General features: G+C 43.9%; 18 protein-coding genes and 1 pseudogene. 9 read left to right on the plus strand and 10 right to left on the minus strand.

Going from position 1 to position 23,495, the window contains the following annotated elements; translation table 11 throughout:
- The first annotated feature begins 40 nt into the window (after nt 1–40).
- The 3 genes and pseudogenes from BLQ82_RS25180 to BLQ82_RS25195 all read left to right on the plus strand — a co-directional run bounded on the left by BLQ82_RS25180 (nt 41) and on the right by BLQ82_RS25195 (nt 4,075).
- Nucleotides 41–991 carry a DUF1796 family putative cysteine peptidase gene (locus BLQ82_RS25180; protein WP_062524191.1) on the plus strand — a complete coding sequence of 317 codons (951 nt, stop codon included), beginning with the start codon at nt 41–43 and terminating at the stop codon, nt 989–991.
- 204 nt (nt 992–1,195) lie between these two features.
- Nucleotides 1,196–1,372: pseudogene (locus BLQ82_RS25185) on the plus strand (23S rRNA (uracil(1939)-C(5))-methyltransferase RlmD); the annotation flags it as partial.
- A gap of 744 nt (nt 1,373–2,116) precedes the next feature.
- Nucleotides 2,117–4,075 carry a carbohydrate-binding protein gene (locus BLQ82_RS25195; RefSeq protein WP_074648625.1) on the plus strand — a complete coding sequence of 653 codons (1,959 nt, stop codon included), beginning with the start codon at nt 2,117–2,119 and terminating at the stop codon, nt 4,073–4,075.
- A gap of 269 nt (nt 4,076–4,344) precedes the next feature.
- Here the strand turns inward: BLQ82_RS25195 and BLQ82_RS31610 are convergent, their stop codons facing one another.
- Both BLQ82_RS31610 and BLQ82_RS25205 read right to left on the minus strand, forming a co-directional pair.
- The gene (locus BLQ82_RS31610) at nt 4,345–4,551 is read right to left on the minus strand and encodes a serine hydrolase (RefSeq protein WP_074648627.1); all 207 of its coding nucleotides are present in this window, start codon (nt 4,549–4,551) and stop codon (nt 4,345–4,347) included.
- A 240-nt stretch (nt 4,552–4,791) separates the two neighbouring features.
- Nucleotides 4,792–5,547, minus strand: a complete 756-nt coding sequence (locus BLQ82_RS25205; protein WP_062524193.1) for an SDR family NAD(P)-dependent oxidoreductase — start codon at nt 5,545–5,547, stop codon at nt 4,792–4,794.
- A gap of 216 nt (nt 5,548–5,763) precedes the next feature.
- On the opposite strand from BLQ82_RS25205, the gene BLQ82_RS25210 reads away from it, so the two are divergent.
- Nucleotides 5,764–6,663: an AraC family transcriptional regulator gene (locus BLQ82_RS25210; protein WP_062524194.1), complete on the plus strand. Its 900-nt coding sequence runs from the start codon at nt 5,764–5,766 to the stop codon at nt 6,661–6,663.
- Here BLQ82_RS25210 and BLQ82_RS25215 read toward each other — a convergent pair.
- The 3 genes from BLQ82_RS25215 to BLQ82_RS25225 are packed head-to-tail and all read right to left on the minus strand — an operon-like array spanning nt 6,656 to nt 9,987.
- On the minus strand, nt 6,656–7,030 hold the full coding sequence (locus BLQ82_RS25215) for a hypothetical protein (RefSeq protein ID WP_062524195.1): 375 nt from the start codon (nt 7,028–7,030) through the stop codon (nt 6,656–6,658). The genes BLQ82_RS25210 and BLQ82_RS25215 overlap by 8 nt on opposite strands.
- 59 nt (nt 7,031–7,089) lie before the next feature.
- Nucleotides 7,090–8,148: a hypothetical protein gene (locus BLQ82_RS25220; protein ID WP_062524196.1), complete on the minus strand. Its 1,059-nt coding sequence runs from the start codon at nt 8,146–8,148 to the stop codon at nt 7,090–7,092.
- On the minus strand, nt 8,149–9,987 hold the full coding sequence (locus BLQ82_RS25225; protein WP_062524197.1) for an HSP90 family protein: 1,839 nt from the start codon (nt 9,985–9,987) through the stop codon (nt 8,149–8,151).
- 413 nt (nt 9,988–10,400) lie between these two features.
- Here BLQ82_RS25225 and BLQ82_RS25230 point away from each other — a divergent pair, with 413 nt between their 5' ends.
- The gene (locus BLQ82_RS25230; protein ID WP_062524198.1) at nt 10,401–12,641 is read left to right on the plus strand and encodes a carbohydrate binding domain-containing protein; all 2,241 of its coding nucleotides are present in this window, start codon (nt 10,401–10,403) and stop codon (nt 12,639–12,641) included.
- 475 nt (nt 12,642–13,116) lie between these two features.
- Here the strand turns inward: BLQ82_RS25230 and BLQ82_RS25235 are convergent, their stop codons facing one another.
- Nucleotides 13,117–13,734: a TetR/AcrR family transcriptional regulator gene (locus BLQ82_RS25235; RefSeq protein ID WP_062524199.1), complete on the minus strand. Its 618-nt coding sequence runs from the start codon at nt 13,732–13,734 to the stop codon at nt 13,117–13,119.
- A 322-nt stretch (nt 13,735–14,056) separates the two neighbouring features.
- Between BLQ82_RS25235 and BLQ82_RS25240 the strand changes: the two genes are divergently transcribed.
- Nucleotides 14,057–14,938 (plus strand): ABC transporter ATP-binding protein, encoded by an 882-nt coding sequence (locus tag BLQ82_RS25240; RefSeq protein ID WP_062524200.1) that lies wholly within the window; start codon nt 14,057–14,059, stop codon nt 14,936–14,938.
- Between the two features lie 23 nt (nt 14,939–14,961).
- The gene (locus BLQ82_RS25245) at nt 14,962–16,575 is read left to right on the plus strand and encodes an ABC transporter permease (RefSeq protein ID WP_062524201.1); all 1,614 of its coding nucleotides are present in this window, start codon (nt 14,962–14,964) and stop codon (nt 16,573–16,575) included.
- 114 nt (nt 16,576–16,689) lie between these two features.
- On the opposite strand, the gene BLQ82_RS25250 is transcribed toward BLQ82_RS25245, so the two are convergent.
- From BLQ82_RS25250 to BLQ82_RS25265, 4 genes are all read right to left on the minus strand, one after another.
- Complete coding sequence (locus tag BLQ82_RS25250; RefSeq protein WP_062524202.1) at nt 16,690–19,278, minus strand: ABC transporter permease; 2,589 nt, start codon at nt 19,276–19,278, stop codon at nt 16,690–16,692.
- A complete protein-coding gene (locus BLQ82_RS25255; protein ID WP_062524203.1) occupies nt 19,275–19,958 on the minus strand; it encodes an ABC transporter ATP-binding protein in 684 nt (227 codons plus the stop codon). The genes BLQ82_RS25250 and BLQ82_RS25255 overlap by 4 nt, the downstream gene beginning before the upstream one ends.
- An 82-nt stretch (nt 19,959–20,040) precedes the next feature.
- Complete coding sequence (locus BLQ82_RS25260) at nt 20,041–20,994, minus strand: sensor histidine kinase (protein WP_244280994.1); 954 nt, start codon at nt 20,992–20,994, stop codon at nt 20,041–20,043.
- Nucleotides 20,995–21,016: 22 nt separating this feature from the next.
- Nucleotides 21,017–21,703, minus strand: coding sequence for a response regulator transcription factor (locus BLQ82_RS25265; protein ID WP_062524205.1), 687 nt, complete (start codon nt 21,701–21,703; stop codon nt 21,017–21,019).
- Nucleotides 21,704–22,042: 339 nt separating this feature from the next.
- On the opposite strand from BLQ82_RS25265, the gene BLQ82_RS25270 reads away from it, so the two are divergent.
- Both BLQ82_RS25270 and BLQ82_RS25275 read left to right on the plus strand, forming a co-directional pair.
- Nucleotides 22,043–22,816 (plus strand): hypothetical protein, encoded by a 774-nt coding sequence (locus tag BLQ82_RS25270; RefSeq protein WP_143013546.1) that lies wholly within the window; start codon nt 22,043–22,045, stop codon nt 22,814–22,816.
- Nucleotides 22,817–22,948: 132 nt separating this feature from the next.
- On the plus strand, nt 22,949–23,479 hold the full coding sequence (locus BLQ82_RS25275; protein ID WP_062524207.1) for a DUF3841 domain-containing protein: 531 nt from the start codon (nt 22,949–22,951) through the stop codon (nt 23,477–23,479).
- The last annotated feature ends 16 nt before the right edge of the window (nt 23,480–23,495 follow it).

Here is a 23,495-nt window from a genome sequence, read left to right on the forward strand (position 1 = left end):
ATATAGAGAAACAACATTAAAGAAATGGAGCGAATGAATTATGTATGATTGCGAATTATTTGATAATTATTATGATGCAATTGTTAGTTTAGGTAACTCATGCGCTACAGCGGAAAATTTTAAAATAAATGGTTTAGCCAATATTAGCAGCCCTTTTGATTGGATAGTAAGCAATGACACATCACAAATTAGTAAACAATTTGACACTATGTTTGACTCTTTTTTTAACTTAGAAAATCAACAGTTGGCCGAAAATCAAGATGAGGAGGGGCACTTTGTTATTTTGGATAAGGGGACAAATTTTATTTCGAGACATGATATTCCGAAAGGGGATTTTGTTTATCCGGATACATTCAAAATTTTAAATTCAAAATTCACTCATAAAGTTGAGAGCTTTTACAGACGAATAAGTTTTTGCAATAAAATCCTTTTTGTTAGGCGTTCTAAAGAAGTGACGAACAAAGAAATTATTGATTTAAAACAATCCCTGGATCAAAGCTTCACTGATAAAGAGGTGCATTTATTAATACTAAAAGATAGTCCTAATGAGAATATTCAAAGAATAAAAAAAGACACATGGATTGTATATTCTAAATTTAATTATACCGGTATCAATCCCTATGTTGCGTGGAAAGGAGACTATTTAGCATGGGGAAAAATATTTTTTAAAATAAAGACAGTTTCATATTTAGAAAGACTAGAAAAGATATTAACGGAAAAGTTAAATAATAGAAGTGTTGTGATTTGGGGAATGCAGGGGGATTTTCATGAGATTGAAAGCGTATTACAAAAGAATGAATTGGAATACTATGCCTATGACAAGAAATTATCTATAACATGCGAAAATGATCACATTTTTACAGAGCCAATTTTTTTGCTCGATAGAAAAAAGTTTTTTGTTATTGTTAACACAGGAAATTATTATAGTGAGATTTTTGAGGATTTATTAGAATATAAATTTGAAATGGGCACTGATTGCTTTTTTTATTGATAAAGGAATTGTCACTATAGAGGTTGTTCTCACTGATCACGTGCGAGCCGGTTAATCTAACCTGGCGGAGTTCTTCCGTCTGGTCAGCCTGGAAATCCACGGCGAGCATCTGCAGTGGATAAGGAAGCTACATGTGGTGGAGGCGCCGGGAGGAATGTTGAAGGTGCCAAAGCAGATAGGTTTACAGACGCAAGCGAAGCCGCGAAGCCGGAGCGGGTGGTGTACGTATCGTGTAATCCATCCACGTTGGCGAGAGATTTGAGGGTGCTGGAGGATGGCGGGTACAGGACAGTGGAGGTAACTCCGGTGGATATGTTCCCGCATACGGTGCATGTAGAAACGATAATATTGATGACGAACAGTGGCTCAAAGGGCAAATAAGACGGTTTGACCACTATATGTAGTGGTTTTGGAGCAAAAAATGGGCTAAATTTGAGGCGAAAAAGTGCAAAATTTAGCCCTTTTTTTAGCCATTTTCATAGATGACAAAGGGTCTTTGGAGGGATATGACCTCCAAAACGGGAGTTTCATACAGAAAAATTCAAAAGCATCAGATAGTGATCTGATGCTTTTTTCATATACAGCCCAAGGAAGAAATCCCAAATGGAGACTTCATATGGGGAAAAACAAAGGCATCAGAAAGCAAATCTTGATGTCAAGTTTTATGTTTAAGTTTTACTGGTACTATTAATCCAATGACAGCTTTGCACAGACTAATGAAGATAATACCAATTATAACAATAAGATGATCTATAATGATGTGTCACTTGATTATGTTGACCCAGAATTAATATGGACAACTAATCCAAACTCTGTACAAAAATCTATTACAGCGGATGGATTAATTACACCACAAGCAACATATGTTAGTAGTGCATATGAATTTTTATATGCTTCGTTAACAGAAACACATACAACAAAACCTTTATTAAATCTTCACCTGCGATGTTTTCCAAGTACAAATAGCGCAAAAACAATCTAACCGTACTTTAAAAGGAAACTTTGCTGATGCAGAAAAGGTTAGTATTACTCTGCTACTTCCGAAGCTGAGCAGGAATATATCGACTTTATGAAAAGAGTGATGACAGAGTGTTTTCTAAAAAAATATGAAAGAGGTGTTTATTTATGTTGAAAAAGTTAAAATTATTAAGTGCATTATTAATTATTTGTATGGCCAGTCTGTTACCTGTCGTTCCTTTGTCAGCAAACGCGGCTACAGTTGTAAGCTATCCATTACCGTCGAGCTATACCACGACCAGTCAATACACGGTAACAGCAGACTCTACAAATATACCTGTAATCGACACTTCGGCGGTATTTGTAAACTATAATTATTGTAATTTCTCTTTTTCAGGTACTACTACAATCACAATAACTGCAAGCGAGACAATCAATACATATAATATTTCTCCCAAAGCTTTGGGAATCACTGCAACAAAGAGCGGAAATACACTTACATTTACACTTTCATCACCAACATATCTTATAGTTAAAATCAATAACCTGAAAGATCTGGTTATTGCGGCAGATGCTCTTGAAACCAATGTTCCGGCTTCATCCGGCACAGGTATATACAATGTTAAAACTCAATACGGTGCCGACAGTACCGGTGCCGCTATGGCTACAACTGCAATACAAAACGCCATAAATGCGGCTAACGCAGCAGGTGGCGGTATAGTATACGTTCCAGCCGGAGTTTATAAGTGCGGAAACCTTGTTTTAAAAAGCAATGTTTCGGTTTATCTGGAGGGTGGTTCTGTTATAAGGGGTTCAGGAAATCCAAGCGATTACACTACCCATTTTCATAAGAATTCTCTGGGTAAGGATGGAACATGGTTTATTTATACCGAAACAAATGCAAATAATATTAAGATATACGGCAGGGGGACTATTGACGGCAATGGCCATTATATGAGACAGACAAACAATTATTTGAACAATATTCTTGTACCCTTGCAGTGCAGCAACTTCACGGTTGACGGCATAACCATAAGAGACAGCGGTGGCTGGGCTACAATAGTTACAAGATCTAATAACGTAACATTCCAGAATACAAAGCACTTCAACAATAATGAACTTGATTATGAAAATGATGCAATAGACATTCAAGAGAGCCAGAATGTACTAATAAAGCACACTGTAGCAGTATCGGAGGATGACACATACTCATTTAAGACATGGGATGTAGCAACTACGGATATAGCTGCAAACTGGCCTGGAAGTCCTGAAAACCAGTCAAATGTAGTTGTGGATGATGCTTTGGCTTGGAGCAGATGTGGAGCATTCAAGGTCGGAGATGGAGTTAAACAGCTTCAGGATGGCATAGTTGTTAAAAACTCTTATGTATACAGATGCTGGCGCGCTTTAGCGGTAGGTCATCTTTATGGGACTCCAGCAGCACAAAACATCATATTTGACAATATAGATGTAGAAGGCTTCTGGCCAAGATCCGGTGTTCACTCCAGATGGTTTGATCTTTCTGCAAAAAGCGGTCCGATAAAAAATGTGGTCTATAATAATATCAATTTACGCGCTTTAGGTGAAATTTCAGTAATGAAGGGTTGGAGTGACACATCTACTGTCTCTGGAGTTACATTAAACAATGTTCGCGTCGGTGGAGTTGCGGCAACTACATTGGCAGAATTGAAAATAACAGATACTAACAGCTATGCTGCAGCTCCAAAATTCAACACATTGAAATTTGAAGCGGAAGGCTATAACCTTAGTTCAGGTGTTATTTCCTATGAGGCAAGCACTGATGGCGGGCTGGATGTGGGTGGAGGGAGTAATGGCGACTATATAGCATTTAAAAATGTAGACTTTGGTAGTACAGCTAAAACAAGTATTGATTTGAAGGTTGCATCCGCTAATTCCGGCGGAAGGATAGAATTCCACTTGGACAGTCCTACAGGCACTATGCTGGGTTATTGGACGGCAGAAAGCACAGGCGGATGGCAGACATGGTCAGTCAAGAATATCCCGCTTAATGCCGGGACAGCTGTAGGAACCCATACTGTATATGTTATTTTTGTTAAGTCAGATTCAACCACAGTTGCAAATTTAACTTGGTTCCAGTTCAAATAGAATGGAAACTGTTTGATTTGATTGTAATAAGATGGATAAAGAGGTATATCAAATGATATGCCTCTTCATTCAGCTAACCTGATTTACTTTCCAAAGCCGATAATAAAGGATGGGCAGAGATTGATTTTGCTGAAATTAGGAAAATAGTTGAAAACTAATTCCGTTTTGGGTGCAATTCTAACTCAAAATGTTATTTTGTGGAACAACCTTATAACGGGTTTGTTAATAAAACATTGGTGTGTTAGTGGGAGTTCTTTTTTGAGGAAATTCTATCTTTCATTCAATGAGATACATTTCGATGGCCAGATATACTGGGGTGAGGAGACTTCAAAGATATGCCTTTCCACATAGGTATAGAAGGGCTCGCCGCTCTGAAGTTCTACAATATAGCCGGCCAGTGCCACTCCAAAATTGGAATAAGCTACAACCTTGCCTGGCGGGTGAACCTGCCGGGGTTCAAGGCGTTGCAGTGCCACTGGGTTTAGGCATCCCCGTTAATTGTTATTAAATGTGTTGACTCTGCTTACTCAACACATGTGGAGTCGGTCATTTTGATGGTTCGCAATGGATAGGCGATCCCGAGAATGCCGCAAAATGAGGGGGGGCCCATAAGTTATGATAATGACGATGGGACCCCCCTTTTTATCCGGGCTAAACAGCAGTCCACGCATTAATTGTTCTTCCGAATCGTACATTACATGGGAAACATAGCTTTCTTAAAGCAAATGTCCGCCAGACACTTCAATGTCCTGGGCTGTAACCCAGCCGAAATCATCGGACAATAAGCTCACAATGACCTTCGCCATATCTTCGGGTTGGCCGATTCTGCCAAATACAGATTGCTCAGCCAGCGGCTTAATGAATTCAGGATGTTTATCGAACACTCCGTCGCCAAAATTGCTGTGTGTAGGACCGGGTGAAACTGCGTTGACCCGAATTTGGCGAGGTGCAAGTTCTTTGGCAATGTAGCGAGTCCAAGTTGAGAATGCTGCTTTTAACGAGCCGTAGATGGAGTAGCCTGGAAATGATTGGTTTTTAGATGAGCTCGAGGTATTTACAATAGCTCCAGCATCCTCCATGAATCCGACAAGTTGTTGTGTTAAAAAAATCGGTCCTTTGAAGTTCGTATTAAGAATCTTGTCGAAGTATTCTTCGCTAATCTCAGTGAACATCATGGGCCCACCGACACCACCATTATTAACTAAGTAATCAAAAGTTGTTCTGTTCCAAATGTCTTGGAGGCTCTTTTTCACTTCTAGAATAGAGCCTTCGAATGTTGATTTTCGAGTCAGATCCAGCTTCAGTGCGAATGCCCGAACGCCTTTATTCTTCTCAATTTCCTTTACGACACCTTCTGCCCGGTCCTTATAGGAATTGTATGTGAGAATAACGCTAATTCCGCGCTTGCCAAGCTCAAGCGCCGTCGCTTTTCCAATGCCATTACTTCCACCTGTTACAATCGCAATTTTCATAAGATCCTCCTTGTTTTGTATTCGATCTGGCTTTAATTTTAGTCGCATCTGTGGCAATAAAATAGACCTGAAAATGCCTTTTGATTGCCTAAAAACACCACGTTACTTTTAGATTCACCCAAATTATCCTTTATATTTGACATATCAGTAGCCCAAAAATGCCTATGTATATAACGCTGTGTTGAGGGGTAAGAAGTCGTGTGATAAACTAAGTGCATGAATAACGTCCTTGATGAAATAATTGATCTGATGAAAGGCGCAGGCACTCGACAGATTGAAACCGGAGTACCGGGGCTAAGTATGATTAAGGGAGACATCCCCGCTCATCAACTCGCAGCGCTCTACGAGCCGATGATTGGTTTTACAGTTCAAGGAACAAAGATTCTTTCAATCGGGGAGCGTAGCACTGACCTGGAAGGGCCATCATATTACGTGTTACCGGTGCATGTTCCTGCAACGGCGAGTGTACATCCAGACCGTCATGGCCGTCCTTACATGTCACTTGGTCTCAAGTTGAATCAGAACGTTCTTCAGAGTTTATTTAGAGATCTTCCTGAAAATCTATTACCGACTGCTTCCGAGCATTTCGCAGCCTGTGAAATGGATATTGAATTTATGGAGGCATGGCTGCGCTTATTGCGATTATCGCAAACATCAAGAGATATTCCAGCTCTTGCACCAGCTTATGAGCGCGAAATCCTTTATCGCGTTCTGATGGGACCACAAGGATGGTATCTGAGGCAATTTGGTCTGCGGGAAAGCAATTTATCCAAAATTTCTGAAATTGTAAAATGGTTTCGCGGTAATTTTATGAAGCCAATAGACATTGGCGAGATGGCATCAAAATCTGGTATGGCTATAAATACCTTTCACCGTCAGTTTAAAAGGGCAACGGGTTTAAGTCCTATTCAATTTCAAAAGCAGTTAAGGCTTTTGGAGGCTAGGAACCTCATTGCATTTGAGGGCTATCCAGTAGCAAGTGCCGCATATCATGTAGGCTATCAAAGTCCCTCACAGTTCAATCGAGAGTACTCCCGCTTCTTCGGTTCATCTCCAGCCCGGGACACTGAGAACCTAAGACGAATCGAAAGCACGCGGATATCCCCGCTTAATTGAATAACGCCGGCTGTTTGCCGAAAAGCTTGTTCAGTGTCTCCAGTACATCCGGCGGATTGTCTTCGTTAAACTGAGTAATCGCAACGCGCAGAGCGGACAAAAGCATTGCCGTGCGGACTTGTATAAAGTACTGCCAGCTCCTGTCATCCAAACCGGTCCTTTCTTTAACGAAGCTCAGTTTTTGGCTGAGGATATTGGCGAGCAGGGTTTGAAACTCTCCGTACAGATTTGCTTGTATGAGCGATAGAAAGAACTCTTTTTGACCAAAGCAGATCTCAAATCCTGGGAACGAATCAGTGAATGCAGTTTGTCTGCAGCAGATTGGAACGCATAGTGTCCGCTTCTCAACACAAAAAGCAGCCCCCAAAACGGGAGCTGCTCTTTGCCGCGCCTGTCCTTAATCAAGGACGGCTGCCGGAACACAGCCTACAACTGTTGCAGGAGTGTGGTATAGTAGGCGTTACCGTTTCGCTTATCCAGCTTTTCCGCTGTGGCGAGAGCCAATTGCTGGAAATGCTTCGCGAGCGATTCAACCTCCCCGGACTGGTGCTCACACGGGTGCCCTGCCGGAAGCTTGACCTGGAACCGGATGGATTCTTCCGCCAGCCGGCGGAACATCTTGGCCGAATAGGCATTGAATATCATCTGATCGACCGGGTTCTCATGATCGAGAGAGGAGGCGATATACTCTTCAAAGACCTCCAGCGCCTTGATTGGATCGGTCAAGGTCAGGTAACCAATGTGCTCCCCCTGGTGATACAGAAAGTCGCGGTTTCCTTTGACCAGCTTGTAGCCTTTCTTCTGCAGCTTATCCGCTTCGCTCTGGCGGCCCAGCCGCAGGAGAGGGAACAGGACTTTCGTAATCGTCACATGAGGCACCTCACCGCAGGTCATTCGACCCTTGAGAATCGGCTCGGCTGCCTTCACGGTCTTCTCGTCTTCGTTCCGCTTCGCCAGAAATTCGACCAGACCGTGCTGCTCACAGGCCTCACAATCGCTCATCTCATCCCGTTCCATGGACTGTACAATATCCCACTCGGCTTCAGAAGCATCCAGTTCTCCGAAATCGGCGAGAAGCTTCGCCCGGTAATAGTGATAGGTCCGGCTGCTGTAGCCTTCAGCCGCAAAGCGGGTCTTCATATCCTCCAGCAGGTTCTCAATCTGGACACGGCTAATTTCTGCAAAAGCGGAGATGCGGTCCAGCACCCACTTGTACGACCACATCAGGCTGTAATCATCGAACCGGCCCGGGTTCTTGTCATACTGTCCCAGCTGCCAGGAAAAGGCGACCAGCGCCTTCATCGGATAGCCGTGGAAGCTGCCCAGCTCTACGATTTCGCTGCGGGCCTCATAGCCCTGATCGATATCTCCTGCGGCATCTGCCACCCGTACCGCCTGCTCCAGCAGTTCCAGCTTAGCCTTGCCTCCCGGCAGGCCATAGGCTTCTTCCATCAAGTCGTCGAAACTCATCTCGGTAAAGTTCATCTATTCATCTCCTCCTGTGACGTGACTGGCCGTCAATCCCCAATCAATAAATTGAATAATGCCTTTGTTCAGGAGAGCGATCTCCTGGCGGTTCATCGGATAATGTCCCATCATCAGCGCATTGCAGTACAGCATTTCGATAATGGAGGGCAGCATCTTCTGGTGCGCCGGATGAAATGCCCGCTCGATGACCGGGTTGTTCAGGTTGAAGTAGAGCGTGGCGTATGCCGCATCCTTGAGCGTAGTGCCCAGGCTGCCCAGCACGGAGGACAGGGCGTCCGTGCTCACTTCCTTCGTTGCCTCAAGTATGCGCCACTGGGCGGACTCCTCGGACAGCGTGTAGAGTACAGGAATCTCCTCCGGCTTGAAGCGGCGCAGCTGCACCTGGCAGCGGAATTTCTGCAGGACACTGTCTGCGAGTCTTACGGATTCATAGTAGTCCAACCGCTCTTGAGGTGTAATATCGGTAAAGGATAGCGATACCTCCTCCGGCAGCAGCCGTTCAGTCTCCACGTCCGGGTCAACGAGCGGCAGCTGGGACAGCAGCTCGGCATCGTAAATAAATCCGCCATTCACCACCAGCATGGATTGGGCCGAAGCCACATGGGTAATCTGGCGGTATTCGTCCAGCGTCGCAGTGAAGTAAAGGGGAGGGTGCTGCTTCAGTTCGCCAAGCGGCTTCCTGCCAAATGTGCTCTCAAACGGCAGCCACTCATGAATAATCGAATAGAATGACAAATCTTCCACCGCGAGGGCCTTCATGGATAAGGCGTGCAGCGAAATGACAGATTGCAGGCGATCCGGGTCGTACTCCGCCATCCGCATCAGTTCCTGACGGATGGAGTTCCCCAGCTCTTCCCGCACCTGCTCCAGCTGGGCATTCTCATAGAAATGCTCCCGGGAAGCGGTCGGTTGCAGCTCATCGGTCCAGATCAGGCATTTCACGAAGAACGCCCAGTCCGGCAGGATATTGCTGGCAGCTTCAGAGACCAGCATGTGCTTCAAGTACACCCGGTGATTGCGTTTGGCGTTGAGGTTCACCGCCTGCGGCAGAATGAAGGCGATGCCTCCCGTCCGGCCCGAGGTGGTGTGCAGGGGAATGAAATCGCGGAACGTCTCTCCAAGCACCTGCTTGCCAAAGGCCAGCACCTCGCCTTGATGCTTCCGGGCCAGCTGCGGGTCTTTGACCCACGGCGGGGACTGCGAATTAATCAGGCGGGTGGTATGGTCTGACACCAGCTGGATAGGATAAGGCAGCAGAGCGCCGTAATGGAACAGCCATTCTTGCAGATTGCCTTCCTCGAAGTAAGCTTCGGAGCCTTCTTTGCAACGCAAAAAAACCTTGGTGCCCGGAGCATATTGCCCTTCGAGCTTGCGGATCGTATAGGTGCCGTCCGGCTTCCCGCGCCATTCCAGTGCAGGTCCGCCCTTGGCGGATTGGGTGACCATGACGATATCATCACTCACCATGAAGCAGGACAAGAGCCCGATGCCAAACCGCCCGATAAAAGAGGTGTTGGTGGAGAGAAAGTCTTCACCCCGCTTGGAGGATTGTCCGATCATCGCCAGGAACTCATGAATCTCTGCTTCGTTTAACCCGATTCCGTTATCTTCTACCAATAAGGTCGCTCCGGTTGAGGTTCCGCTTACCTCGATATGAATCTTGCCTTCGTATCCGTCAGGGGAATAAGCCTGCCGTGCAGTAATCGCGTCTATGCCATTCTGCAGCAGCTCCCTTAAGAATACCTTCGGGCTGCTATACAAATGGTTAGACAAAATGTTGATCATACCGCTTAAGTTGACTTGGAAGCGGTAGGTATCCCGGTTCTGGTTCTCCATTCTGGTTCTCCTGTTCTGTAATCATTTGATATGTAGACGGACGCAACTCTATGTATTACCCAAAAGCCGCATTATAAGAAACAGATATTGCCAATCCGTTCGTGATCCCGTTTGCATGATGTCTTGAAATACAAAAGAAACCCAAGGGCTTTAAAGACCTGGGTTTCTGTCAAGCTTTTAATTCTAAGGATGTAATTCTTGACGTTTTCTCCCATTTCCTTTTTAAATAACTGGATTGGTTCAGTATCGGAGAAGCTTCACCGAAAGAATCATAAACTTTAAGTCGGTATAAGTCGATTAAATAATTAGGGCTTATATACATAAATTCCCTATATTAGAACATACCTAGCAATGAACTTAGGCCCAGGCGTAGAAGCCGTATCTAAAAATAAATTAATTACAGGAGGTAAGCTATGATTAAGAGAACAGGCATTAGGTTTTTAGTTGTAATTATGATGATTTATGTATTTAGTTTTAATCTGGGTGTGGAAACGGTAAAGGCAAATTCCGTATATTATGTTTCTACAATGGGGAATGACATCACTGGAACCGGTACACTATCAAATCCATGGAAAACCATACAAAAGGCAGCAGATACCCTGACAGCCGGAGATACCTGCATCATACGAGGCGGTACATACCGGGAAACCGTAACACTTCATACTTCCGGAACTTCTGCAAATCCCATAAACTTTAAGGCTTATACAGGAGAGAACGTAACGGTATCCGGTGCCGATCCGGTTACTGGCTGGAAAAAATACTCCGGATCCATCTATTATGCGAAAATGACGGGTTCCTTTGGAACAAAAGATCAGATATTTGTTAATAAGCAAATGCAATTTGAAGCCAGATGGCCCAATTCACCAACACTTGATCCCTTAAATTCAACATATGCAACAGTTGATTCCGGTTCCACTACAACCATCAAGGATGGGGATTTAAATCAGGCACCTGGATACTGGGTCGGCAAAACGGTTTGGAGTGTTCCGGGAACAGGCTACAAATCTTATAAAAGTACCATTACCGGCTCAAGTGGCGGCTCCATTACCTTTGATCAAATGGCTGCTGCAGCGACAGGAGGTAACAGCTATTATATTACTGGTAATCTTGAAGATCTTGACAGTGCGGGAGAATGGTATTATGACAGCATTACTGGCAGACTTTATTTATGGGCCCCTGGTGGAGCTGATCCGAATACTTTGACAGTAGAAGCAAAGAAGCGGCCTTATGCTTTTGATTTAAGTTCCCGCTCTTACATCAATATTACCGGAATTAATATCTTTGCCTCCAGCATTAAAATGTCTAATTCTAATTACTGTAAAGTTTCTAATATGATTGCGGAATATGTCAGCCATGATTCGGATGTTACCAGACAATACAATACAGGGATATTTATGTCCGGTACCAATAATGAGCTTAGAGACAGTACTTTAACCTACAGTTCCGGTAATCTGGTGAGTATAGAGGGAACAGGAAATAAGGTAATTAATAATCTTATTCATGAAGCAAACTATTCAGCAGCGGATATTCCGGCAATCTATCTATTGGGGGCAAACCATCTAATCAGTCATAATACGGTATATAACGCTGGGCGTCATCTGATATTTATGCCTACCCAAAACAGCCGGATACAATATAATAATCTGTACAATGCAGGAAAGCTGACAAAAGACTGCGGAATACTCTATGAGTTTGCCTGGGATGGGCAAGGGACGGTAATTCATCATAATTACATCCATGATAATCAGGCAAAGAATTATTCCGCCACTGGGATCTATCTGGATAACGGTAGTAAGGGCTATATTGTGCATCATAATGTTGTATGGGGAAACTATACAGGGATAAGATTGAATACACCCAGTAATTTTAACCTGATGTATAACAATACCACCTACAGTAACGGAAATGTAGGATACTGGGGAAGTGATTTTCAGTCAGATATGTACGGCGACAGAATTTTCAACAATATCTTTACTACAGCCTTTACACTGCCTGGTACTCATATAGAGGGAAATAATATTACCTCAGAAACCAATCCGTTATTTGTGAATCCCACAGCATATAATTTCAGGTTGCAGTCTACTTCTCCAGCTATTAATGCAGGGGTTGTAATATCTGGAATCACGGATGATTATGTTGGTGCGGCACCGGATATTGGAGCATATGAGTCCGGTGGAACTGACTGGACTGCCGGGCATAACTTTTCTTCTCCTCCGGACCCGGTTTTCGAGAGTGTCAGCTTACTTTATGTTAATAACGTAAGGCAATCTGATTTCGAGAAAGGGATAATCTCACCATGGGCAGAAACATATTCAGATACGGCTGCAAGTGTATCGGAACCAAGAAGCGGCTCTAAGAGTGTTAGATTGGGACCCGGAAAAGATGGTATCGAGCAGGTACTTACGGGGCTAAGCCCTAATACCAGCTATATGTGTACCGCCTGGGTTAAGGCAGACACAGGAGAGCAGATTCAGATTGGCGTTAACGGCTTTAAAGGAAAGGATGCATCTGCAACATCTGACAGTACATCCTGGACGATGGTAAACATTCCTTTTACAACCGGAGCAGGCGCTACCAGGGCAACAGTGTATGCTTACAAGAATCCCGGTACAGCATATGTTTATGTGGATGATTTTGGGGTAGTTGAGCAATAAATTATTTTACTGGTTTTATGTTTGACAGGATTGTCAGAAAGTCAGAAACACCAAGACTGCCTTGGGGCAAATGGATCAGGAGGGCCAAGGGGCGACCAGGCCTTAGTGTCATCATTTTGGTACACTCAAGGCATGTGGAGTCGGTGGCGGTACTGGAGCTGAAGTAGTACAGGGTGATATCCCCTTATTTATCAAGGGTTTGTTCGCTGATACAAGAAGGTGAAAGTTAATGATACAGTGGACGTAATTACCAGTTGATGTGAATTTGATGTGAAAAAGCTAAATAAGCGCCAGTAACTGGTAAGACGTACAATGCATAGAGAGCTGTGCGCTAACACGACTCTCCGGTACAATAGCCGCTTTTAAGGGCGGTTCGGCTTCACAGATGTAAGGCTGGAGTAAAGATTGATGTAGATTTATAAAGGATATAACTGACCGCCAATACACTGTGACATCACTGGATTGGCGGTTTGTCTTATTTATGGGCGGACTCAGACTGCGAACTTGGCGCAATACCTTTTATCATCAATTCTGTCCATTGGGCGGTATAAGGAATAATCTTTTCGTAGATTTGTGGGCTGGAGATGCCTTCTACAATCGCTTGGAAATAAAGCAAAAGAAATTCATCTGAATATTTTAGATCAACCTTGCCTTCTTTACGACCGCGATGGAATAAATCCAGCATAATACTAAAGCTTTCCTTGGAGTATTGCTGCATCATCAAAGATAAGCCATCATCACCCTTCTTGGTGAAAAGATCCATCAAATCTAAATAAAACTTTTTGTTGATTTTGTCTAGATAATGGATTTTGTTCTGACTCATGGCAATGAGGGTTTCTTCGAAAGGTTTATTTTCGGCCATGATTCCCCGGGCGGTTTCCCCCATTTTATTCAAAAAATACTTAAAAACCTCATGGATAAGATTTTCTTTACTCCCGAAATATTTAAAAATCGTTGTTTTTCCAACGTTGGAATTTTCAGCAATCTCATCCATTGTTAAATTTTCTATGCCAGCATCGGTATTCATCAAATTAAAAGTTGCTTCTAAAACTTGATTTTTCTTCGCCTGTGTCCGCTTTTCAAAACCATTCATTCCTCATTCCTGCTTTCTATCTAAAATGACTAAAAAAATAATTTCGGGGGAGTTTAGTTCATAATTTCTCTTCCTATTTATTATATAGCTATAGTTATGAGTTATCAAGCGATGAATAGTTCTAAACTAACGTTTTTTTAATTGACTAGGCCAAGAAAAAGATATATAACTGAATATGTAAATGAACTTTGGTTTAAAACAAAGTGAATAATTAGAGGATATGAATTATAATTCTATTTACAGTTCATATCTCTCTGAGATTGAGCTTTGCTTTAAACTGGAAAGCAAGTTACTAAAACTGTTTAGAAGGAGTTTTAGTGCTATGGATAAAATTGTGAAAGTGCAAGGCTTGCAAAAAAAGTTCGGGAAATTTAAAGCGCTGCATGATGTGACATTCACAGTAAATGCTGGGGAAGTTGTGGGCTTTATTGGGCCAAATGGCGCGGGTAAGTCAACAACGATTCGTACTTTGCTGGGAATTATCAATCGTGATGCCGGGGACGTGAGGATCTTTGGCAAGGATGTATGGAAGGATAGCCTTGAGATTCATAAGCGAATTTCTTATGTTCCAGGGGATGTGGCTCTTTGGGGCAGCTTAACAGGCGGCGAAATTATTGATCTATTTATTAAATTACATGGCGGCGGAGACAAGAATAAACGTGACTATTTGATTAAACGTTTTGAACTCGACCCTAAGAAGAAGGCGAAAGGCTATTCAAAAGGAAATCGGCAAAAGGTCGGCTTGATTGCGGCTTTGTCCGTTGACTCCGATTTGTATATTTTCGATGAACCGACTTCTGGTCTTGACCCATTGATGGAAGCTGTCTTCCAAGATGAAGTTGAAAAAATTAAGCATGCAGGGAAAGCGATCTTACTATCTTCTCATATTTTGAGTGAAGTGGAACGTTTAGCAGATAAGGTGGCTATCATTCGTCAAGGAAAAGTCGTTGAAACCGGGACATTGGATGAATTGCGCCACTTAACTCGTTCTACTGTTACTTTGGTAACTGAAGGCGATGTGGTTAAGATGGCATCTGTTAACGGTGTCCATGATTTCAAACAAAAGGACAATCAAGCGACATTCTCTGCGGATAATGAATATATCAATGATATTTTGACCGAAGCGGCAAAATTGGGTGTTAAGAAGTTTGAATCTGTACCGCCAACGCTTGAAGACTTATTCATGCGGCATTATGAAGTCTAAGAGTTGGAACGGAGGAAAATGCGATGAAAGAAAAATTTGCACGTTGGAATGTACTATTTGTGCAGTATCTGAAACGTGATTGGAAAAAAATAATTATTTGGATTTTAGGTCTGGGTTTATTTTCAGCCGGTTATGTTCCAGCTTTTGAAGAAATCGGCAAGGGGCAAGGTTTGCTGGGGATGTATGAGACCTTGCAAAATCCCGCAATGATCTCAATGGTCGGGCCGACACCGGTTGACACCGCAGCTGATTATACTTTGGGTGCAATGTATGCGCACGAAATGTTGTTATTCTGTGGTTTGTTTGCGATGATTATAGCTGCTTTGCATGTTGTGAGCCATACCCGTAAAGAAGAAGAGCATGGTCTTACTGAACTGGTGCGCTCCTTTCAAGTAGGCCGTCAAGCCAATTCGTTTGCTGTGATTGCCGAAGTAGTGCTTATCAATATTTTAATGGCGCTTTTTATAGGCGGGGTTATGACTAGCTTTGGTGTAGATACGATTTCGGCCGAAGGATCATTCTTGTTTGGCGCATCAATCGGGATAGCTGGTATTTTGGGAGCGGTGATTGCGTTAGTTATGGCGCAAATTATGCCAACTTCATCCGGTGCAACTGGTTCATCGCTGGGAATTGTAGGTTTACTCTACATTGTTCGTGCTGGTACGGATGTATCGAATGTTGATTTCTCAATGATCAATCCTATGGGTTGGACCTATCTGACTTATCCATTTACTGAAAACAATTGGGTTCCCCTGATTTTGGCCGTAGTCTTTAGTGTGATTGTAGTGATCATTGCTTTTGCCCTTGAGGGCGGTCGAGATATGGGGGCTGGTTATTTACCAGAAAGAGAAGGGCGTGAGGCAGCGAAACAATCATTGTTGTCCGTACCTGGCTTGTTTATCAAGCTTAACAAAGGCATAATGATTAGCTGGTTGATTGCTTTTGTAATCATGGGAGCAGCCTATGGTTCGATTTATGGAGATATGCAGACCTTCCTTGGAAGCAATGAAATGATGAGTCAAATGTTTACGATAGCAGGGGTTTCAATCGAAGAATCGTTCACGGGGACCATCATGATGGTTATGATTGGCTTGGTTTCCATCTTACCCATTGCTATCGTTAATAAACTTTTTTCGGAAGAATTGCGCCTGCATTTGAGCCAGCTGTATTCTACAAAAGTGACTCGAACCCAGCTCTATTGGACGAGTGTCATTTTGGCAATTGCTGCTGGAGTCGTTGGAGTTCTGCTGGCTTCAGGCGGGCTTGGCGGTACAGCAATCTCTGCAATGGGTGACGGCTCATCTATGAATATGGGAGACTTCATCGCCGCAGGCTATAACTTCCTGCCTTCTGTGTTGTTCTTTACCGGGCTTGCAGCTTTGGCTTTAGGCTGGGCACCAAAACTAGGTAAAGCTATTTATGCTTATCTTGGCTATTCTTTTGCTTTAAACTACTTTGGCGGAATTTTAGATTTGCCGGAATGGTTTTCAAAAACAGCTATTCAAAGTTGGGTTCCACGGATGCCAATCGATAAGTTTGATGGAGCAACCTTTATTACGATGACAGTGATTAGTATGGCCTTGATGGTGTTTGGCTATATTGGATATCGCAAACGGGATATGGTTGAAGGAGCTTAACAGTTGTAGAAATTGTCATCTCCACCGTCTTTATAAACAGGAAAATTGAAGAAAAAAATCTCTATTTCTTTGATTAGCGAAGAAATTAGAGATTTTTTTATTACCGGTTTTGAATCAAGTCATATCATCCCGAAGCGCGTCAATAATATTTTCTCTTTTAATCTTGCTAATGGCATACAGCATTGTAATGAACACCACAAGGAACACGCTGAACACGCTTATTCCGATACTGCCCCACGGGAACACAAAATCGATATTGTCCGCTCCCCCGGCGACCATCCCTTTGTAAATCAGCCAAGAAGAGATTGCCGCTATGGGAAGCCCGAAGATTAGCGCCCTCATGCCATAAAAGGCACACTCGAAATTCATCATCTTTTGGAAATCGCGTTCAGACATCCCCACCGAGCGGAGCATGGCAAGCTCCCGCCGGCGCAGCTTGATATTCGTGGAAATCGTATTGAACACATTGGCAACCGCAATCAGCGAAATCATAATGATAAAAGTATAAGCGAACACGTTGGCAATGAATATCATATTGCGGTTCTCATCAAGCACTTTAGAAAAATTATACAGGGTATAATTGGATTTAACTCCCGCACCCTTAATCATCGCTTCCATTTTAGCCGCCGATTGTATGGGAGTCTTTGACCGAAAGGTCATGCCCTTAATAGCCACATGGGTATCAGGGGTTTCAAACTTCTCTTTGAGCGAATAGGGGGCCATCACCCTAAAAATGAACGGATTATTCGACCCGGACTTTTCTAAGATCGGGAGTGTATCAGGCGGCACGGTATTGACAAACTTAATGCTTACGTTTCGTCCCTGTTCCATCTTTGGCTTGCCATTTGTTTCGGGAGCGATGGTAAAATTCATGGAAGAACTCTTGAATATATCAATAAACTCGTCAAGCTCATGCTCCCGATTGGCTTTCATGTGGCTTGTCACTTTGGCAACAGCGATTATTTTTGCATTTTGCCCGGTATATTCCTCTGCGGGCAAGCCCAAGCCTTTGATCATATTCAGATAGGTGCTGTCATCAAGAAACTGGAGCTCCATTGGCAGATTAACCTTTTCGTCCGGCGAATGTGAACCCGCGTATTTCCAGTAATCGTCTGAAAGATCGCTTGCTTTGGCAGCACATGAATATTTCATAAGCGCTTGATACGAGCCTTCGTAAACACCGCCTGTGGTTTTTAGTTTGTCGTAAAGCGGCAACATTTCGCTATCGTCCATGTCCTGTGTGGCAACACCGATGTCATAGGTAGTAAACACTACTGCCCGCTCCGACGCCTGTTTCAAATCCGTTACAAAAGCACTGGTCGATATAAACAGCACTACGCTTAAAACAAGTGATAGCACAATGCTGCGATAACGTTTCTTGTTTCTTTTAAAATTCTTTAGCGCAAGGGTTCCCTCCAAACCGTAAATACGCTGCGCCAGTTTTGACGTTTTCACAGCTTTGGATTCAACTTTGACCTCGTTTGTCTGGCGGATACTCTCCATAACGGGAGTGCTTGCGGCCTTTCGAGCGGGAATATAGGCCGAAATCAGAATGGTAACCATGCTAACCGCCGCCGCAACGACAATTACGGGGATGGACACTGTCAAGGTTAAAGGTACGTTGCTGTACATAATGTCCCCGAAATTCCTGGCGACAACGGAAATCACAAGCCTGATACTGCCTATGCCGGCAATAACTCCAATCGGTATGCCGACCGCACCAATGCAAAGTCCCTCAAACAGCACCGAATTTCGCAGCTGCCTCGCTGTGGCCCCCACCGACGAGAGAATCCCGAACTGGTGTGTTCGCTCGTTCAGCGATATGTTGAACGAATTATAAATCAGAAAAATCGAGCCTATCATGATCAAGGCAACCAAAATGCCGCCAACCGAGTACAGAAGCGTGTTGAATATATTATCGTCCGACAGACCCATGAAGCGCAGCACATTATCGTTAAAGACGTAAGTCCCGGTTCCGGCTGTGCTGCTTGCGTAAGCGTGAACACCACGCGGGTTTTTAAGTGTGACAAATAGGTTTAAGCTGTCCGCTGTGTCCCCGGCATCTGCTTTCGTTATCAATGTATATCCCGGCGCGGAAGGTTCCTCAATACCGGGTAAATAGTAGATACCGACAACATTGTAGGTTCTCTTGGCTTTTGGCATAAGAGTTTCTTTCCCGGAAATGTAAGGGTCGTGTTGACCGAGATTCTTGTTGCCATTCATGCGGTTTCCGACAGCAAGTGAAAGCGTGTCACCCTCCGCGAATTTAACGCCGCTGTTTACTTCGGCGCTCATCGGAACAAGAATCTCCCCGCTGTTTTCAGGCAGCCTGCCGGACATCAGGCTGATGGGCAAGGTATCAAAGGCTTTCTTGCTAAATCCGGCCATAAAAAGATACGGCTTTTTGGGGTTTTTTCCTCCGTCAAGTTTTGCGTAGCCGATATTTTCAAATGTTGCGGTGTTTGCAACTCCCTTGTCGAGAGTTCGTTCCTGTGCGAAAGAGGAATCAACGTTCAAAAACTCGACGTGCCAACCGCCGTATTTCTGGGCCGCGCCGTTTGCCAGATAGTTCAGCAGGGAAACCCCAAAGGTGGCTACGCCCGTGATCATGGCGGCGGACAGAACAACTCCGATAATCGTGACAATCGTTCGGGTACGGCTTTTTTTCATGCTTTGGAGGGTGACTTTGTTAAAAATGTTCATGGCCGCACCCTCTCGTCCCGCACCACTTTGCCGTCTGATATGCCGATAATGCGGTCTGCCTGCAGAGCGATATTTTCGTCATGGGTGACGAGGAGCAGGGTCTGCCCATATTTTTTATTGCTTTCTTTCAGCAGCTTGATGATTTCATGCCCATTCCGGCTGTCCAAACTGCCCGTAGGTTCGTCGGCAAGCATGACCGCCGGGGCGTTCATCAAAGCGCGTCCTATGGAAACACGTTGTTGCTGACCGCCGGAAAGCTGGTTGGGTAAATGCGTTTTGCGGTCTTGCAGCCCAAGCATTTCGAGCAGGTCATTCAGCCGTTCCTCGTTGACCTTGCGCTTGTCCATCAGGATAGGCAAGGTGATGTTTTCCACCACATTCAGAGTGGGAATGAGGTTGTGAAACTGGTAGATCAGCCCAACCTGCCGCCTGCGGAAAATGGCGAGTTTTTCATTGCTTTGGGCATATACATCCTGCTCCTCCAAATACACCTTTCCGCTTGTCGGCACGTCCACGCCGCCGATGATGTGAAGCAATGTGGATTTGCCGGAGCCGGAGGAGCCGATGATTGCGGTAAACTCCCCCTTTTCGATGGTAAGCGAAACATGGTCTAGCGCAGTAACTTGATTTTCGGCCTTGCCGTAGAGCTTGCATAGATTTTCAATTTTTAAAAACTCCATTATGTGAGTCTCCTATCTCATGGTTTACCCATATAATAGAACCTTCAACTTACATCTCTGTGACTTTCAGGTGAGAGATACGTCACTTTGGGAAACGAATGGCAAATAACGCGCCGCCCTGCGGGTGATTTTTTGCGGTAATCGTCCCTCCTTGACGGGTTATAATCATCCTGCAGAGAGAAAGTCCAATTCCGTAGCCTGTAGCGTTTGGGGATTTCCCACGATAGAACCGGTCAAACAGGGAGGGTAAATCTTCTTTTTCAAAGCCTGCGCCGCTGTCGTGGATGGTAATCTCAGTAAACAGCGGGTTGTCCGTGCAGACAATTTCAATCTTCCCGTTATCGCCTGCGCTTTCCATGCAATTTTTGAGGATATTCTGAATGGCTTCCGAAAGCCAACCTGAATCGCCCTGAATAAATATCCCTTCCGGTGCGTCTATTTGCAGATCAATATCATGCAGTTCCATGGGGATCAGGAACGGGCGAAGCGCGGCGTTTATCAAGTGGTGTACATCGATCTGCCCGCTTTGGAACACCACAATGCCCGCGTCCAAACGGGATAATTTCAATAGGGAAGTAATCAGCCAATCCATCCGCACAAGCAATTCCTCTGTTTCCCGCACAAATGCTTTCCGCTCGTTCTCATTAGGGTTATTCGCTAACAATGACAGAATGAGGTTCGCGGAGGTGAGCGGGGTTCGGAGTTGATGGGCGATGTCGGCCAGCGAATCGGCAAGATGTTTTTTTTCTTTTTTGAGCGCGTCGTTTTGGTCCCGGATACGCAGCGTCATTTTTGTTATCTCGCTGTGCAGAATGGAAAGTTCGCCCTCGTCCGATTCACCAATATACAGATGGTCAGCATTATGAAGTACAAGATCGATTTGATTTGAAATCCGCGCAATGCTTTTGTACCGGGCTTGGGTAAACGCGACAAACGCTGTGCCAAAGGCAGCGGCAGAAGCAATGGCAAGGACTCCCGCCGCCGCATTGATTGCAAATCCCAGCATAACAGCGGCAGCAGCCATTACGGAGAACAAAATGGCAAACTGCCGAAACTCTCTATTCCGAAGCATACCCGCCCCCCAATCTATACCCCGTCCCGCGAACGGTCAGAATAATTTGCGGGCTTGCCGGGTCGTTCTCGATCTTCTCCCGCAAGCGTTTGATGTACACGGTCAGTGTATTGTCATTGACAAACTCGCCCGCCGCGTCCCACAATTCGTCAAGCAGCCTCCCCCTCGTGATAATACTTTTTGGGTTGCTAATAAACACCAGCAACAAGCGGTATTCTAATGCTGAAAGAAAAACCTCGCTGCCGTTTTTTTTCACAATGCCGCTTGCCGTATCGACATGAAGCCCGCGAATTTCAAAATCCGGCCCGGGACGCCCGCTTTTTCGCAAGGCGGTTCCAATTCGCGCAATCAATTCACGCGGACGAAAAGGCTTGGTGATATAGTCGTCCGCGCCCAAGTTCAGCCCGGTAACAACACTCGACTCATCGCCGGAAGCTGTCAGGAAGATAACGGGAACATCCCCAGTTTCTTTGATTTCCGTGCAAACCGTAAAGCCATTTCCGTCAGGCAAAGAAATATCAATCAATGCCAAGTCAAATGTATTCCCGGCAAGTGCGGCAAGGGCTTCACTCCGTGTAGGGGCATGGGTGACTGTAAATCCCTCCGAGCGAAGCAAAAGTATAAGGTTTTTAGCGATTGTCTTATCGTCCTCAACCAAAAATATCCGTTTCATTTATGTTCATCATCCTTTACTTTACTGCTCTTATATCATCCGTCAGCCGGTTTTTCGGCGTCAAGCCTAACACCTCCATAACTATTAAATTTCTTTTGACGGAAATATACAAGCAGGGCGGCATTAAAGGTCAGCAATCCAGGCAAACAGCTTGGTATCCAGTCTGGTTCCGAAAGGCTTCTTTGCGTCCTGTGAGATTTTTTCCTTTTTCTAAGGCTACTATAAGTGGGGTATACCTATTTGAGAAGATATGAGTAAAAATATCCCATTTGTGCTACGCTATGTTTAGTATGTTTGAAGATTTGGAGGGGACGAAGCAAATAGTTGAGGAGAGATTAAATGAGATCACAAATTAAGTGTGTGCTTCTAATGTTTCTGTTAAGTATTTCAATAACTGCGTGTTCCACCAATAAAAGTAGTTTAAACCTAAATAATTACAGTAGGTCGAGTGGTAATAAAATTTCTGACACCAGTGTTCCAACAATTACTTCTTCTGCCCATATTACTCCTTCTGAAAGTAAACCTGAGAACAATAAGAGTTTAGCAATGGAAGCATATAAGATAGTATTGCAAAATAAGATTGAATTCTACAGCATAGAAACTAAGAAAAAGGTATATTTGAATGATTTTTTAACTAATAACGAGATTTATGGAACTACATCTAAAATAAATCACTTTGCCGTGCTTGATATGGATGGTGACAAAATACCTGAAGTTGTTCTTGGATTAACAGTAGATGAGAATCCAAATTTTGTTGAAGTCCTGCATTATATGAACGGTGAAGTCTATGGCTACTTTTTTGGAAACGACCAGTTAAGTGATCTTAAAACTGACGGAACATTTAGATGGTTAAGCGGCGGGTTAACTTACAACGGATATGGAAAATTAAGATTCCAAACCAATTCCTGTGAAATTGACAATTTAGCTTATCATGAATCAAGTGCTACTGATGAATCATTCACCACATTCGCCATAGCATACTACATCAATAATAAACTAGTTACTATAGATTCATATAAAGCTTTTGTTAAAGAAGAAGATGCTAAAAGGGATGTAACGTGGTATGAATTTTCTCAAGAGAATATATCAACAGTGACTTCAAAAACAAGATAGTGATATTACGTGATATAAAAATGAAAAAATGAGAAGGGAAGTTGTCTGTAAAGGACGAGTACAAAGAAGAAGTATGGAAAATATAGAATTTAATTGTGTAAGTTAATACTCACTTCACAGAAGGGGACTAATATGGCCCGCTATTGGACAAATCAAACAATTGAAGCCTGGAAAAAAGCTCAAGACATTGGTTATTTGGTTGGCAACTCTGATTTCATATGGGGAGAAATGCTAAGGGACTATCATTGGATGATGAGTCAGATGAAAAAGAGAATTCCTAATTATTTGGGTGAATTCCCTATATGGCTATGGACGGAAAAACCTGATCTTCGAAGAAGTGGTCATTTCAATGGTGGTACTCATGCTGTGAGCCTCGAAGTAGAGATTCCGAGTGAACAGGTGCTTTTATCAGATTTTGATGCATGGCATTGTGTTCTAAACGATAGCTTCTTGGCGCTAGATGAAGCGGAGTGGGAAGCCTTTTATAGAAACGAATTGAAGATGTCGAAGGAGGAGAGCTGGGAGCGGATATTTAATCTCGAACTGCTAAGAGAATCGCCTTGGTGGAATTCTGAGCCACATCTCCAAGGAGTTAGCGGAAAAATAAAAATCTCACATGTGTGTAATGTCAGAGAGTTTATTGCTAGAGGAATGAAAATTTAGTTTAAGTCCACCACGC

The organism is Paenibacillus jilunlii, from assembly GCF_900102965.1.
GTDB lineage: Bacteria > Bacillota > Bacilli > Paenibacillales > Paenibacillaceae > Paenibacillus_AQ > Paenibacillus_AQ jilunlii.

Bases quoted from the DNA above. Each gene is read 5' to 3' on its own strand.
- BLQ82_RS25235 (WP_062524199.1), bottom strand. From the start codon at position 13,734: ATGAATGGTTTTGAAAAGCGGACACAGGCGAAGAAAAATCAAGTTTTA.
- BLQ82_RS25250 (WP_062524202.1), bottom strand. From the start codon at position 19,278: ATGAACATTTTTAACAAAGTCACCCTCCAAAGCATGAAAAAAAGCCGT.
- BLQ82_RS25210 (WP_062524194.1), top strand. From the start codon at position 5,764: ATGAATAACGTCCTTGATGAAATAATTGATCTGATGAAAGGCGCAGGC.
- BLQ82_RS25275 (WP_062524207.1), top strand. From the start codon at position 22,949: ATGGCCCGCTATTGGACAAATCAAACAATTGAAGCCTGGAAAAAAGCT.
- BLQ82_RS25195 (WP_074648625.1), top strand. From the start codon at position 2,117: ATGTTGAAAAAGTTAAAATTATTAAGTGCATTATTAATTATTTGTATG.
- BLQ82_RS25180 (WP_062524191.1), top strand. From the start codon at position 41: ATGTATGATTGCGAATTATTTGATAATTATTATGATGCAATTGTTAGT.
- BLQ82_RS25255 (WP_062524203.1), bottom strand. From the start codon at position 19,958: ATGGAGTTTTTAAAAATTGAAAATCTATGCAAGCTCTACGGCAAGGCC.
- BLQ82_RS25205 (WP_062524193.1), bottom strand. From the start codon at position 5,547: ATGAAAATTGCGATTGTAACAGGTGGAAGTAATGGCATTGGAAAAGCG.
- BLQ82_RS25240 (WP_062524200.1), top strand. From the start codon at position 14,057: ATGGATAAAATTGTGAAAGTGCAAGGCTTGCAAAAAAAGTTCGGGAAA.
- BLQ82_RS25225 (WP_062524197.1), bottom strand. From the start codon at position 9,987: ATGGAGAACCAGAACCGGGATACCTACCGCTTCCAAGTCAACTTAAGC.
- BLQ82_RS25245 (WP_062524201.1), top strand. From the start codon at position 14,962: ATGAAAGAAAAATTTGCACGTTGGAATGTACTATTTGTGCAGTATCTG.
- BLQ82_RS25270 (WP_143013546.1), top strand. From the start codon at position 22,043: ATGAGATCACAAATTAAGTGTGTGCTTCTAATGTTTCTGTTAAGTATT.
- BLQ82_RS25265 (WP_062524205.1), bottom strand. From the start codon at position 21,703: ATGAAACGGATATTTTTGGTTGAGGACGATAAGACAATCGCTAAAAAC.
- BLQ82_RS25220 (WP_062524196.1), bottom strand. From the start codon at position 8,148: ATGAACTTTACCGAGATGAGTTTCGACGACTTGATGGAAGAAGCCTAT.
- BLQ82_RS25230 (WP_062524198.1), top strand. From the start codon at position 10,401: ATGATTAAGAGAACAGGCATTAGGTTTTTAGTTGTAATTATGATGATT.